This is a genomic window from Pseudomonas sp. BN417 (genome assembly GCF_029871205.1).
Lineage (GTDB): Bacteria > Pseudomonadota > Gammaproteobacteria > Pseudomonadales > Pseudomonadaceae > Metapseudomonas.
On the sequence record NZ_SSOJ01000096.1, the window covers coordinates 1 to 13343 of the forward strand.

Annotated in this window: 10 protein-coding genes and 1 pseudogene; 3 read left to right on the plus strand and 8 right to left on the minus strand. The window is 65.3% G+C overall.

Translation table 11 applies throughout. The features are described from left to right. The 7 genes and pseudogenes from E8F11_RS11990 to leuC form a co-directional block, all read right to left on the minus strand. A pseudogene (locus E8F11_RS11990) lies at positions 1–448 on the minus strand (hypothetical protein); the annotation flags it as partial. 142 nt (positions 449–590) lie between these two features. After that, complete coding sequence (locus E8F11_RS11995) at positions 591–1619, minus strand: aspartate-semialdehyde dehydrogenase (protein ID WP_280289042.1); 1029 nt, start codon at positions 1617–1619, stop codon at positions 591–593. A gap of 109 nt (positions 1620–1728) precedes the next feature. Beyond that, on the minus strand, positions 1729–2841 hold the full coding sequence (gene asd / locus E8F11_RS12000) for an aspartate-semialdehyde dehydrogenase (RefSeq protein WP_280289043.1): 1113 nt from the start codon (positions 2839–2841) through the stop codon (positions 1729–1731). A gap of 57 nt (positions 2842–2898) precedes the next feature. Beyond that, positions 2899–3981: a 3-isopropylmalate dehydrogenase gene (leuB, locus tag E8F11_RS12005; RefSeq protein WP_280289044.1), complete on the minus strand. Its 1083-nt coding sequence runs from the start codon at positions 3979–3981 to the stop codon at positions 2899–2901. 42 nt (positions 3982–4023) lie between these two features. Beyond that, positions 4024–4788, minus strand: coding sequence for a class I SAM-dependent methyltransferase (locus tag E8F11_RS12010; protein WP_280289045.1), 765 nt, complete (start codon positions 4786–4788; stop codon positions 4024–4026). 21 nt (positions 4789–4809) lie between these two features. Then, a complete protein-coding gene (gene leuD / locus E8F11_RS12015; RefSeq protein WP_280289046.1) occupies positions 4810–5454 on the minus strand; it encodes a 3-isopropylmalate dehydratase small subunit in 645 nt (214 codons plus the stop codon). An 11-nt stretch (positions 5455–5465) separates the two neighbouring features. Next, positions 5466–6890, minus strand: a complete 1425-nt coding sequence (leuC, locus tag E8F11_RS12020; protein WP_280289047.1) for a 3-isopropylmalate dehydratase large subunit — start codon at positions 6888–6890, stop codon at positions 5466–5468. Between the two features lie 219 nt (positions 6891–7109). Between leuC and E8F11_RS12025 the strand changes: the two genes are divergently transcribed. Beyond that, positions 7110–7997 (plus strand): LysR family transcriptional regulator, encoded by an 888-nt coding sequence (locus tag E8F11_RS12025; RefSeq protein ID WP_280289048.1) that lies wholly within the window; start codon positions 7110–7112, stop codon positions 7995–7997. A 111-nt stretch (positions 7998–8108) separates the two neighbouring features. Continuing rightward, entirely contained in the window at positions 8109–11789 is a 3681-nt protein-coding gene (locus tag E8F11_RS12030; protein ID WP_280289049.1) for a PAS domain S-box protein, read from the plus strand. A gap of 128 nt (positions 11790–11917) precedes the next feature. Here E8F11_RS12030 and E8F11_RS12035 read toward each other — a convergent pair whose 3' ends face one another. Next, positions 11918–12367 (minus strand): Hsp20 family protein, encoded by a 450-nt coding sequence (locus E8F11_RS12035; protein ID WP_280289050.1) that lies wholly within the window; start codon positions 12365–12367, stop codon positions 11918–11920. 112 nt (positions 12368–12479) lie between these two features. Here E8F11_RS12035 and E8F11_RS12040 point away from each other — a divergent pair, with 112 nt between their 5' ends. Beyond that, a complete protein-coding gene (locus E8F11_RS12040) occupies positions 12480–13226 on the plus strand; it encodes an SDR family oxidoreductase (RefSeq protein ID WP_280289051.1) in 747 nt (248 codons plus the stop codon). The last annotated feature ends 117 nt before the right edge of the window (positions 13227–13343 follow it).

Here is a 13343-nt window from a genome sequence, read left to right on the forward strand (position 1 = left end):
GCAGCAGGCGGCCGTTGGGCCAGAGCACTTCGACGAGGAAATTCAGATAGGGTTCACGGACCGCCAGCAGGGTGTATTCACGCAGCAGGCGGCCGTTGGGCCAGAGCACTTCGACGAGGAAATTCAGATAGGGTTCACGGACCGGCTTGCTCGAGGTCACCCGGATGACACTGCGGCCATTGGGCTTGAGGACCGGGGTGAATTTGAGGTCCGCCAGGAAGTACTGGCGATCGACGCCGGCCTTGGAGAACTCCTCGGCCGACGCCAGGCCCGGCTTGACCTCGGCCGATGCGAGATCGCGCACTTCGAGCAGCTCGATCTCCGCGACCAGAGGCTGGTTCAAGGAGGAGCGCAGGGTGACTTCCCCAAGCCCGAGCGCGTGGGCCATGCCCGAAGTCAGCGCGGATGCGGCCGCGATTGCCAGCACAAGTTTGCGAACCCGAACCATAGAGTGATTCCCTTGTTTTATCTTTTTTCTCGCTGCGCGAGAGGAGGGTCTTAAGTCGCTGCCTGCGCACGCCGAAACGGCGGCTCCCCATCAACGATAAGGCCAAGCCAGTATTGTCAAGCTAGAATATTTCTACAAATTTTCAGGTAAGTATCTTTGACAGATAGTGTTTTATCAATAACTCGGCAGACTGCACGGCATTGAGCGCAGCGCCTTTTCTTGCATTATCTGAAGCAATCCACAAATTGAGTTCACAGGGGTCATCCAACCCGCCGCGCACCCTGCCTACATATACCGAATCCTGCCCCACAGCGTCGCCGACGGCGGTCGGATAATCGCCCTCGTCTTCCACCAATTCGACACACGGCGCCTGGCGCAGGCGCTCGAAAACGGCAGCAAGGTCCACTGCCTTGTCCGCCACCAGGGAAACCGCCAGGCTGTCGCCGAAGAACACCGGCGCCAGGGCGCATGTGGCGGACACGCGCAACCCGGGCTCACCGAGCAATTGCCTGATTTCGCTGGCCATGCGCCGCTCCAGGGCGATATGCCCCTGGGCATCGGGCGCACCGGCCTGGGCCAGGATGTTGAAGGCGATCTGCCGGTCGAAGAAACGCGGCTCCAGCGGCCTGGCGTTGAGCAGTTCGGCAGTCTGCCGGGCCAATTCGGTGACCCCTTCGCGACCGCGGCTGGAGACCGCCAGGCTGGCCGTCACACTGAGGCGCTGCGCCGTGAACAGGTCCTTCAGGGGCGCAAGCACGCAGGCCAGGGCCACGGCGGAGGCACTGGGACTGGTCAGCTGATAGGGCGCCGCCAGACCTTCCAGCAACTGCGGGTTGGCTTCCGGCACCAGGCTTGGCGCCGCTGCGGCATCCAGGGCCCCGGAAAGGTCGATCAGCGAACAGCCCGCGGTGGTTGCCCGAGCAGCGAAGCTGCGGGTCACGGCCTCGCCGGCGGCGAAGAAGACCAGGCGCACCTGGGCGAAGTCGAAGTCGGCCACATCGCGGACGCGCAGGTTGCGCCCCTTGAAGGGCAACGAAGCGCCGGCGGACTCGCCACTGGCAAGGAGATGGAGGGTGCCGACCGGGAATTCCCGCTCCTCGAGGAGCTGGACGAGGGTTTCGCCAACGGTGCCGGTGGCGCCGATCACGGCGATGTCGAGGGACTGGCTCATGGGGGACTACTTCTGGCGATGCGGGGAGCGGCACTGTAACCGCCACCCCGTATGCAAGCAATCGAGGGCTGGGGATACCGACGAGCCTAATCGGTACCCCAGGAAACCATCAACGCTCCAGCAGGATACGCAGCATCCGGCGCAGCGGCTCGGCGGCACCCCAGAGGAGCTGGTCGCCGACGGTGAAGGCGCCGAGGTATTGCGAACCCATGTTGAGCTTGCGCAGACGGCCGACCGGAACGCTGAGGGTGCCGGTCACGGCAGTCGGGGTCAGTTCGCGCATGCTGATTTCGCGCTGGTTCGGCACCAGTTTCACCCAAGGGTTGTGCTGGCTGATCATGCCTTCGATGTCGGCGATCGGCACGTCCTTGTTCAGTTTGATGGTCAGCGCCTGGCTGTGGCAGCGCATGGCGCCGATGCGCACGCAGATGCCATCCACCGGGATCGGGCTCTTGAAGCGGCCGAGGATCTTGTTGGTCTCGGCCTGGCCTTTCCACTCTTCGCGGCTCTGGCCGTTGGGCAGTTCCTTGTCGATCCAGGGGATCAGGCTGCCGGCCAGGGGCACACCGAAGTTCTCGGTGGGGAAATCTTCGCCGCGCATGGCTTCGGCCACCTTGCGGTCGATGTCGAGGATGGCGCTGGCCGGATTGGCCAGGTCATCGGCGACAGCTGCATGGGTCGCGCCCATCTGCTTGATCAGCTCGCGCATGTTCTGCGCACCGGCGCCGCTCGCCGCCTGGTAGGTCATGGCGCTCATCCACTCCACCAGACCGGCTTCGAACAGGCCGCCGAGTGCCATCAGCATCAGGCTGACGGTGCAGTTGCCGCCGATGTAGTTCTTGGTGCCCGCGTCCAGTTGCTGGTCGATGACCTTGCGGTTGACCGGGTCGAGGACGATGACCGCGTCATCCTGCATGCGCAGGCTGGAGGCCGCGTCGATCCAGTAACCCTGCCAGCCGGCTTCGCGCAGCTTGGGGAACACCTCGTTGGTGTAGTCGCCGCCCTGGCAGGTCAGGATCACATCGAGGCTCTTCAGCTCGTCGATGCTGTAGGCGTCCTTCAGCGGGGCAATGTCCTTGCCGACCGCCGGGCCCTGGCCACCGACATTGGAAGTGGTGAAGAACACCGGCTCGATCAGGTCGAAATCCCGCTCTTCCAGCATTCGCTGCATGAGCACGGAACCCACCATGCCGCGCCAACCGATCAGACCTACACGCTTCATGACAACTACACCTTTCGTGAAAAAGTGGGCCGCTGGTTTTCCAGCGAGCCCGACAGATTACAGATTCCGCAGTGCTGCGACCACTGCATCGCCCATCTCGCGGGTACCGACCTTGGTCGCACCGGCGGAGAAGATATCGCCGGTCCGCAGCCCCTGATCCAGCACCAGGCTGACGGCCTTCTCGATGGCGTCGGCGGCAGCGGTCTGGTTGAAGCTGTAACGCAGCATCATCGATACCGAGAGTATGGTCGCCAACGGGTTGGCGATGCCCTGTCCGGCGATGTCCGGTGCCGAACCGTGGCAGGGTTCGTACATGCCCTTGTTGTTCGAATCCAGCGAGGCAGATGGCAGCATGCCGATGGAACCGGTGAGCATGGAAGCCTCATCCGACAGGATGTCGCCGAACATGTTGTCGGTGACCATCACGTCGAACTGCTTGGGCGCGCGCACCAGCTGCATGGCGGCGTTGTCGACGTACATGTGGCTGAGTTCGATGTCAGGGTAATCCTTGGCCACCTCTTCCACCACTTCACGCCACAGCTGGCTGGACGCCAGGACGTTGGCCTTGTCCACCGAGCAAAGCTTCTTGTCGCGCACGCGGGCCATATCGAAACCGACGCGGGCGATGCGGCGGATCTCGCTCTCGCTGTACGGCAGGGTGTCGTAGGCCTGGCGCTCGCCGTTCTCCAGTACGCGCTGCTCACGGGGCTGGCCGAAGTAGATGCCACCGGTCAGTTCGCGGACGATGAGGATATTCAGGCCGGCGACCACTTCCGGCTTGAGGCTGGAGGCCTCGGCCAGTTGCGGATAGAGGATGGCCGGGCGCAGATTGGCGAACAGGCCCAGTTGCGAGCGGATCTTCAGCAGGCCGCGCTCCGGGCGGATGTCACGCTCGATCTTGTCCCACTTCGGCCCGCCCACGGCGCCCAGCAGCACCGCGTCAGCCTTGCGCGCACGCTCCAGGGTCTCGTCTGCCAGGGGCACGCCGTGCTTGTCGATGGCGGCGCCGCCGATGACGTCTTCGGTCAGTTCGAGGCCGAGCTGGAACTTGTCGTTGGCCAGCTCCAGGACCTTGACCGCCTCGGCCATGATTTCCGGGCCGATGCCGTCGCCGGGGAGAACCAGAATCTGTTTGCTCATGCTTTCCTCATCCATTAATAGGCGCCGCAGCGCCGTCAATTCTCAGCGTTCGGCCCACAGCACCAGCACATCGGTACTGAAGGAGCCGTCCGCGGCAATCTCGAAATACTCGCGCACCTCCTCACCCACCGCGCTCTGCAGGGCGAGGATGGCATCGCGGAAAACCGCCGGGGTGCGCATGCGCTCGATCCAGGAGGCGAACTCCAGGCGCAGGCGCTGGCGCGTGTGCCCGGTGACGAACAACCCTGCTTCGCTGACCTGCTGCAGCCACTCGGCCGCGGAATAATCGCGCACATGGCTGGTATCGCGCAGCACTTCCACCGTTTGCAGGTGGGTGTCGAGCAACGGGCTGCCGGGCGAGGCGACATCGATGAAGGCCGCCACGCCGCCGGGTTTCAGCACCCGGCGCACTTCGCGCAGGGCGAGGCCGAGGTCGCTCCAGTGGTGCGCCGAATAGCGGCTGAAGACGAAATCGAAGCTGGCATCGGCAAAGGGCAAGCGCTCGGCCGCGCCACGTTCGGTGTGTACATTGCCCAGGCCACGCTGGGCAGCGGCGCTGGCGACGACTTCGAGCATCTGCTCGGACAGGTCGTACGCCACCACCTCGCCGACCAGCGGCGCGACGTGGAAGCTGACATGTCCGGCGCCGCAGCCGAGGTCGAGCACGCGCGCGTCGCCACGGCCGTCGACCGCCGCCTGCAGCAGCGAGAACTCCACGCCCTGGGCATGCACCGCACTACTCAGGTAGGCATTGGCCTGCTCGCCGAACTGGCGCTGGACCACCTGCTCATGGGCTTTGTAGCTCATTGCATTCTCCACCGGGCGCACTCAGGCGTCCCGAAACAGCCAGGGTTGGCGCTGCCGATAGCCGGCCTCGAAGGCCTTGATCGCGTCGGCGTCCTGCAGGGTCAGGCCGATGTCATCCAGGCCGTTGAGCAGGCAGTGCTTGCGGAAGGCATCCACCTCGAAGCCGTACTGCTTGCCGTCCGGACGGGTCACCGTCTGCGCCGCCAGGTCGACGGTGAGCTGGTAGCCTTCATTGGCTTCCACCTGCTGGAACAGCTCATCGACTTCTTCTTCCTTCAGGATGATCGGCAGCAGGCCGTTCTTGAAGCTGTTGTTGAAGAAGATGTCGGCATAGCTCGGCGCGATGATGGCGCGGAAGCCGTACTCGTCCAGGGCCCAGGGCGCGTGTTCGCGGCTGGAACCACAACCGAAGTTCTCGCGGGCGAGCAGAACGCTGGCACCCTGGTAGCGCGGGAAGTTCAGCACGAAGTCCTGGTTCACCGGACGCTTGGAGTTGTCCTGGTTCGGCTGGCCGACATCCAGGTAGCGCCACTCGTCGAACAGGTTGGGACCGAAGCCGGTGCGCTTGATCGACTTGAGGAATTGCTTGGGAATGATCTGATCGGTGTCGACGTTGGCGCGATCCAGCGGAGCGACGAGACCGGTGTGTTGGGTAAAGGCTTTCATCTCGACTCTCCTTACTTGAGCAACTCGCGAACATCGACGAAACGGCCGGTCACCGCGGCGGCGGCGGCCATGGCCGGGCTGACCAGGTGGGTACGACCACCGGCGCCCTGGCGTCCCTCGAAGTTGCGGTTGGAGGTGGACGCGCAATGCTCGCCACTCTCCAGGCGGTCCGGGTTCATCGCCAGGCACATGGAGCAGCCCGGCTCACGCCATTCGAAGCCCGCCTCGATGAAGATCTTGTCCAGGCCTTCCTGTTCGGCCTGCTGCTTGACCAGGCCCGAGCCCGGCACCACCAGCGCCTGCTTGACGGTCGCGGCGACCTTGCGGCCCTTGGCCACGACAGCGGCGGCGCGCAGGTCTTCGATGCGCGAGTTGGTGCAGGAACCGATGAATACGCGATCCAGCTGGATATCGGTGATCGCCTGGTTGGCGGTGAGGCCCATGTACTTCAGGGCGCGCTCGATGGAGCCGCGCTTGACCGGGTCGGCTTCGGCGGCCGGGTCCGGCACGCGCTGGTCGACCGGCAGCACCATCTCCGGCGAGGTGCCCCAGCTGACCTGGGGAATGATGTCTTCGGCACGCAGCTCGACCACGGTGTCGAAGTGGGCATCGGCATCGGACACCAGGTCGCGCCAGGCGGCCGCGGCCTTGTCCCAGTCGGCGCCCTTCGGCGCGAAGGGACGGCCTTCGACGTAGGCGATGGTCTTCTCGTCCACCGCCACCAGGCCGACGCGGGCACCCGCTTCGATGGACATGTTGCAGATGGTCATGCGGCCTTCGACGGAAAGGTCGCGAATCGCGCTGCCGGCGAATTCCAGGGCATGGCCGTTGCCGCCAGCAGTGCCGATCTTGCCGATGATCGCCAGTACGATGTCCTTGGCAGTGACGCCGGCAGGCAGCTCGCCCTCGACGCGCACCTGCATGTTCTTCATCTTTTTCGCCACCAGGCACTGGGTGGCCAGCACATGCTCGACCTCGGAGGTGCCGATGCCGTGGGCCAAGGCGCCGAAGGCGCCATGGGTGGAGGTGTGGGAGTCGCCGCAAACCACGGTCATGCCCGGCAGGGTAGCGCCCTGCTCCGGGCCCACTACGTGGACGATGCCCTGGCGCACGTCGTTCATCTTGAACTCGAGGATGCCGAAGTCATCGCAGTTCTCGTCCAGGGTCTTGACCTGGATGCGCGAGACCTCGTCGGCGATGGCTTCGAGGCCACCCTGGCGCTCGGCACGGGTGGTCGGCACGTTGTGGTCCGGGGTGGCGATGTTGGCATCGACGCGCCAGGGCTTGCGACCGGCCAGGCGCAGCCCTTCGAAGGCCTGCGGCGAGGTCACTTCGTGGAGGATGTGGCGGTCGATGTAGATCAGCGACGAACCATCGTCGCGACGCTTCACCTCGTGAGCATCCCAGAGCTTGTCGTAGAGCGTCTTGCCGGCCATCGTCAGGTCCTCATCAGCTTGTTTCGGTGCGCAGGGGTCGAAAGCCCCTTTTGCTTGTGGGGACGATCCTAGGGGCTTGCATCGAATAACTCAAATTCATATTTTTCATCCAAAGGATTCCATTATGGAATAGAAATACGTTACAACCTTCAAGCCGCGAGCAAACCTCCGTACAGACCCGCTTGCGACTTGAAAATCCGCCGCCTGGAGCTCAAGAAATTGGATCTCGCCAGCCTCAATGCCTTCATCGCCATCGCCGAGACCGGCAGCTTTTCCGAAGCCGGCGAACGCCTGCACCTGACCCAGCCAGCGGTCAGCAAGCGCATCGCTTCCCTCGAGCAACAGCTCACCGTGCGGCTGTTCGACCGCCTGGGCCGCGAGGTGAGCCTGACCGAAGCAGGACGCGCCCTGCTCCCTCGGGCCTATCAGATCCTCAATGTGCTGGACGACACCCGCCGTGCCCTGAGCAACCTCTCCGGCGATATCAGCGGCCGCCTGACCCTGGCCACCAGCCACCACATCGGCCTGCACCGCCTGCCGCCGCTGTTGCGCGCCTTCACCAAGGCTTACCCGCAGGTGGCGCTGGACATCCAGTTCCTCGATTCGGAAGTGGCCTATGAGGAGATCCTTCATGGCCGTGTCGAGCTGGCGGTGATCACCCTGGCTCCGGAAACCGCGCTGCCGGTGCAGGCGGTGCCGGTATGGAACGACCCACTGGACTTCGTCGCCGCGCCCGAGCATCCCCTTGCCCGCGACAAGACCATCTTCCTCCCCGACGTGGCGCGACATCCGGCGGTATTCCCCGGCGGCAACACCTTCACCCACCACATCGTCCGCCGCCTGTTCGAGGCCGAGGGCCTGACGCCGAACATCGCCATGAGCACCAACTACATGGAAACCATCAAGATGATGGTTTCCATCGGCATCGCCTGGAGCGTGCTGCCGCGCACCATGCTCGACGATTCGGTGGTGCGCCTGCCGCTGCAGGACATCCAGCTGAGCCGCCAGCTCGGCTACATCCTGCATACCGAGCGCACCCTGTCCAATGCCGCCAAGGCCTTCATGGCCCTGCTCGACGCCCAGCGCGACGGCCTTGCGTACCTGTGACGGCAAGGGCTAAGTTGAGCCGCACAGCATAAGAACAGGGTCGGAAGGCGCATTGCCCAGCGCGCCGGTCACCGACCCGAATATCTGCCCTACCGCCGGAAAGGGGCGCGCATGCGCAAAGCCAGTGACCCGACTCCCCCGCTTCCCCATATTCCAGCCCTCGATCCCGTCGCCTTCGAGCAATCCTGGCAAGACGCCCACAGCCTGCTGGCCGCGCTGAACGGCGCACAACTGGGCGCCTGGTCCTGGGATATCGACACCGGCCGGGTCACCTGGTCCCGCGGCGCCCAGGCACTATTCGGCCTCGACCCACACCGGCCACTGAGCGAGCCGGTCGACTACATCCAGCTGATTCCCGAAGACGACCGCGGCGAGGTGCTGCACCTGTTCCGGGAAGTCCTCGCCGGGCGCCAGGCCGAGCGCGCCATGCGCCACCGAATCCGCTGGCCCGATGACAGCCTGCGCTGGCTGGAAATAAGCGGCAGCCTGCAGCCCGAGGCCGATGGCCGGCGACGGATGATCGGCGTGATCCGCGATGTCACCCTGCAGCAACAGCGTGCCCAGGACCTGATCAGCTCGCAGCAGCGCTATTCCAGCCTGTTCCACCTGAGCCCGGACGTGGTGCTGCTGGTCCGCCTGACCGACAGCCTGATAGTCGAGGCCAACCAGCACTTCGAAAACGTGCTCGGCTGGCCGGCGGCCGAGACCATCGGCCATACCACCCTCGAACTGGGTATCTGGGTCGACCTGGACCAGCGCGAATGGCTGCACCGCCATACCCGTGGCAATAGCGCTCCAGTGTCCCAGGAGGTCAAGCTGCGCACCCGCGCCGGCGGCATCCTCTACGGCGTGCTGTCGAGCCAGTACATCGAGCTGGAAGGGCACCCCTACCTGATCAGCACCTTCCTCGACACCACCGAGCGCAAGCGCGCCGAGAACGCCCTGCGCAAGAGCGAGGAGAAGTTCGCCAAGGCCTTCCGCAGCACGCCCGAGGCGGTGGTGATCACCGATCGCACCAGCGGCCGCTTCATCGAGATCAACGCCGGCTTCGAGCGCCAGTTCGGCTGGAGCAAGGACGAGACCATCGGCCGCAGCTCCCTGGACCTGGGTATCTGGGAAGACCCAAGGCAGCGCCAGGCGATGCTCGACACCCTGCAGCAGGACGGCAGCCTCAGCGAGCTGGAAGTCAACTTGCGCTACCGTGACGGCACCCGCGGTACCTGCCTGCTCTACGGCGAGGAGATCGAGCTGGATGGCAACACCTGCCTGGTGCTGACCGCCCGCGACATCACCCGCCAGCGCGCCCAGGAACAGGCCCTGAGGGAAAGCCAGGAGCGCCTCAACCTGGCGCTGGAATCCGCCGACCTCGGTACCTGGGACTGGCATATCGCCAATGGCACCCTCTATGGCTCCGCCCGCGCCTCGGCCCTGCACGGCCTGGCCAAGGAGCCCTTCGAAGGCGCGTTCGGCGACTTTTTCGTCTGCGTCCCGGAGGAAGACCAGCAGAACATGCGCCGCGCCTACCAGGAGCTGCTGGAGGGGCGCGACAGCGAGTACCAGGTGACCTATCGCACGCGCTTCGCCAACGGCGAGGTTCACTACCTGGAAAGTACCGCCAAGCTCTATCGCGACGCGCTGGGCCGGCCGCTGCGGATGACCGGCATTCTCATGGATATCAGCGAACGGGTGCGCCGCGAGCAGCGCCTGGCGGCTTCGGAGGAGAAGTTCGTCACCCTGTTCCAGGCCAGCCCCGATCCCATCTGCGTCTCGCGTATCCGCGACGGCGTGTTCATCGAGATCAACCCCAGCTTCAGCGAAGTGTTCGGCTGGCAGCCGGAGCAGATCGTCGGCCGCAGCGGACCCGAAGTGAATTTCTGGGCCGAGCCCGAGCAGCGCGCGCAACTGTTCAGCGAGCTGCTGCGCGACCAGTGCCTGGACAACGTCGAGGCGCGCTTCCTGACCCGTGACGGCCGCCTGCTGACCTGCGTGGTGTCCAGCCGCTTCATCCGCGTCGAGCGCCAGCTCTGCATCACCACCACCTTTCGCGACATCACCGCGCGCCAGCAGGCGGAGGCGGCGCTCAAGGCCAGCCAGGAGAAGTTCGCCAAGGCCTTCCACTCCAGCCCCGACGCCATCACCATCACCGAGCGCAACACCGGGCGCTACATCGAAGTCAACGATGGTTTCTGCCGACTCACCGGCTATCGCCCGGAGGATGTGCTGGGTCGTACCGCCAGCGAGATGAACATCTGGGCCAGGCCCACCGAGCGCGACCAGCTGATCGAGATCATCACGCGCAACGGTCGCGTGCACCACCTGGAGATGCTCGGCCAGCACCGCGACGGCAGTCAGAAGACGGTGGAAGTCTCGGTGGAGCAGATCGAGCTGGACGGCACGCCCTGCCTGCTGCTCACCGCGCGCGACATCAGCGCCCTGAAGGACGCCCAGGCGCAGATCCAGCACCTGGCCTACCACGACCCGCTGACCAACCTGCCCAACCGCGCGCTGCTGACCGATCGCCTGACCCAGCAGATCGCCCTGCTGCAGCGCCACAACATGCGCGGCGCCCTGCTCTTCCTCGACCTCGACCACTTCAAGCACATCAACGATTCCCTCGGCCACCCTCTGGGCGATGCGGTGCTGAAAATGGTCACCGCCCGCCTGGAAGCCAGCGTCCGGCTGGAAGACACGGTGGCGCGCCTGGGTGGCGACGAGTTCGTGGTGCTGCTCACCGGGCTGGAGGGCAAGCGTTCGGAGGTCACCCGCCAGGTGCGCATGATCGCCGACAAGCTGCGCAAGCTGCTGGCCGAACCCATGCTGCTGGAGGGTCACCGCCTGCAGGTCACCCCGAGCATCGGCATCGCCCTGATCCCGGACCACGGCGCCAGCCCAGCCGACCTGCTCAAGCGCGCCGACATCGCCCTGTACCGGGCCAAGGATTCCGGACGCAACGCCATCCAGATGTTCCGCAGCACCATGCAGGACGCCGCCAGCGAACGCCTGCGGCTGGAGAGCGACCTGCGCATGGCGCTCGCCCGCGGCGAGTTCGAACTGCACTTCCAGCCCCAGGTGGATGCCCGCAACAACCGGGTGGTGGGCGCCGAAGCCCTGCTCCGCTGGCAGCACCCGAGCCTGGGCCCACAGTCGCCCGGACAGTTCATCCAGGTACTGGAAGAAAGCGGGCTGATCCTCGATGTCGGCGCCTGGGTGCTGGCCGAGGCGTGCCATGTCTGCGAACAACTGGTCGCCGAGGGTCTGGCCGAGGCCAGGGGCTTCAGCCTGTGCGTGAACATCAGCCCGCGGCAGTTCCGCCAGAGCGATTTCGTCGAACGGGTCGAGCGCAGCCTGGAGCGTAGCCGCCTGCCGGCGCAGATGCTGAAGCTGGAAATCACCGAAGGCATCGTCATCCAGAACCTCGACGACACCATCGGCAAGATGCGCCGGCTGAAGAAGCTGGGCCTGAGCTTCGCCATGGACGACTTCGGCACCGGCTATTCGTCCCTCACCTATCTCAAGCGCCTGCCGGTGGACGCCCTGAAGATCGACCAGTCCTTCGTCCGCGACGCCACCCAGGACCCCAACGACGCCGAGATCATCCGCGCCATCGTGGCCATGGCCCGCAGCCTGGGCCTGGAGATGATCGCCGAAGGCGTGGAGCGAGAAGAGCAGTTGGCCTTCCTCGAACAGCAGGGCTGCCACCTCTATCAGGGCTATCTCTACAGCAAGCCGCTACCCCTGGCCGAATTCCGCGCCGTGTTGGCCCACAGCCGGCAGCGGCCGACGCCGGTCTGAACCCTTGATGGTGCGCATGGCGCACCCTACGCGAAGGTCGTGACTGGTAGGGTGCGCCGTGCGCACCGATACCCGCCAATGAAAAAGGGCGCCCGCAGGCGCCCTCTTCCTTTCTCAGTGGATGACCATCAGCTTTCCAGCACGGCGCGATGCCCGTTGATCGGGATGCGCTTGGCCTTGGCCTCTTCCGGCACCACGCGCACCAGGTCGATGTGCAGCAGGCCGTTCTGCAGCGCGGCGCCCTTGACCTCGATATGGTCGGCCAGGCGGAACGACAGCTTGAACGCTCGCTGGGCGATGCCATGGTGCAGGTAGGTGACTGCGGCGTCGTCAGTCTTCTCGCGCTTGCCGCCGCTGACCGCCAGCACGCCACGCTCTACTTGCAGGTCCAGGTCTTCTTCCTGGAAGCCGGCCACGGCAATGACGATGCGGTACTGGTCGTCTCCGTGCTTCTCGACGTTGTAGGGCGGGTAGGTGCTGCCGCCTTCATTGCGCAGGGCCGATTCGAACAGGTCGTTGAAGCGGTCGAAGCCCACGGAATGACGGAACAGGGGGGCGAGGGAAAATGCAGTGCTCATGGTGATCTCCTGAATAATCAGCAAGTGTTTCAATGGCAGGACCCGACTTCGGCATCCCGCATTACCCTAGATAGGGACGCTCGAAATCATTTCAAGTCCCCGAGGAGAACTCATGCAGAAAGTCATGCTCATCACCGGCGCCAGCCGCGGCATCGGCGCTGCCACCGCACGCCTCGCCGCGCAGCGCGGCTATGCCCTGGGCATCAACTACCGCCAGCAGCGGGAGGCGGCCGAGGCGCTGGTGCGCGAGATCGAGGCCGCCGGAGGCCGCGCCCTGGCCCTCGGCGCCGACGTGGGCGACGAGACCCAGGTGCTGCGGATGTTCGAACACCTGGACCGGGCGTTCGGCCGGCTGGATGTGCTGGTCAACAACGCCGGCATGCTGGAGCGCCAGATGCGCCTGGAAGACATGGACGTGGCGCGCCTGGAACGGGTCCTGCGGGCCAACGTGGTGGGCAGCTTCCTCTGCGCGCGGGAGGCCATCAAGCGCATGTCTACCCGCCATGGCGGTCAGGGCGGGGCGATCGTCAACCTGTCCTCCATCGCCGCCCGCCTGGGTGCACCCAACGAATACATCGACTACGCAGCGGCCAAGGGCGCCATCGACAGCATGACCCTGGGCATGGCCAAGGAGCTGGCGGCCGACGGCATCCGCGTCAACGCCGTGCGCCCGGGCGTGATCCGCACCGAGATCCACGCCAGCGGCGGCGAGCCGGACCGGGTCGAGCGGGTGCGCCAGTCGGTGCCCATGGGGCGTGGCGGCGAAGCGGAAGAAGTGGCCAACGCGATCCTCTGGCTGGCCAGCGAGGAGGCTTCGTATACCAGCGGGGCCCTGCTGGATGTGGGGGGTGGGCGCTAGCGGCGCGGTAGGGAGCCGGGGCAAGCCTGCGGCCTGCTTTCGCGAATGAATTCGCCCCCACAGGAAATGCATCACGCCCGCCCCTCGCGCGGATTGCCCCCTGGCAGCAAGTAGGTT

What these genes read in the sequence shown, in the direction of transcription:
- E8F11_RS11995 (WP_280289042.1), bottom strand. Translation starts at nt 1,619, where the DNA reads ATGAGCCAGTCCCTCGACATCGCCGTGATCGGCGCCACCGGCACCGTT.
- asd (WP_280289043.1), bottom strand. Translation starts at nt 2,841, where the DNA reads ATGAAGCGTGTAGGTCTGATCGGTTGGCGCGGCATGGTGGGTTCCGTG.
- leuB (WP_280289044.1), bottom strand. Translation starts at nt 3,981, where the DNA reads ATGAGCAAACAGATTCTGGTTCTCCCCGGCGACGGCATCGGCCCGGAA.
- E8F11_RS12010 (WP_280289045.1), bottom strand. Translation starts at nt 4,788, where the DNA reads ATGAGCTACAAAGCCCATGAGCAGGTGGTCCAGCGCCAGTTCGGCGAG.
- leuD (WP_280289046.1), bottom strand. Translation starts at nt 5,454, where the DNA reads ATGAAAGCCTTTACCCAACACACCGGTCTCGTCGCTCCGCTGGATCGC.
- leuC (WP_280289047.1), bottom strand. Translation starts at nt 6,890, where the DNA reads ATGGCCGGCAAGACGCTCTACGACAAGCTCTGGGATGCTCACGAGGTG.
- E8F11_RS12030 (WP_280289049.1), top strand. Translation starts at nt 8,109, where the DNA reads ATGCGCAAAGCCAGTGACCCGACTCCCCCGCTTCCCCATATTCCAGCC.
- E8F11_RS12035 (WP_280289050.1), bottom strand. Translation starts at nt 12,367, where the DNA reads ATGAGCACTGCATTTTCCCTCGCCCCCCTGTTCCGTCATTCCGTGGGC.
- E8F11_RS12040 (WP_280289051.1), top strand. Translation starts at nt 12,480, where the DNA reads ATGCAGAAAGTCATGCTCATCACCGGCGCCAGCCGCGGCATCGGCGCT.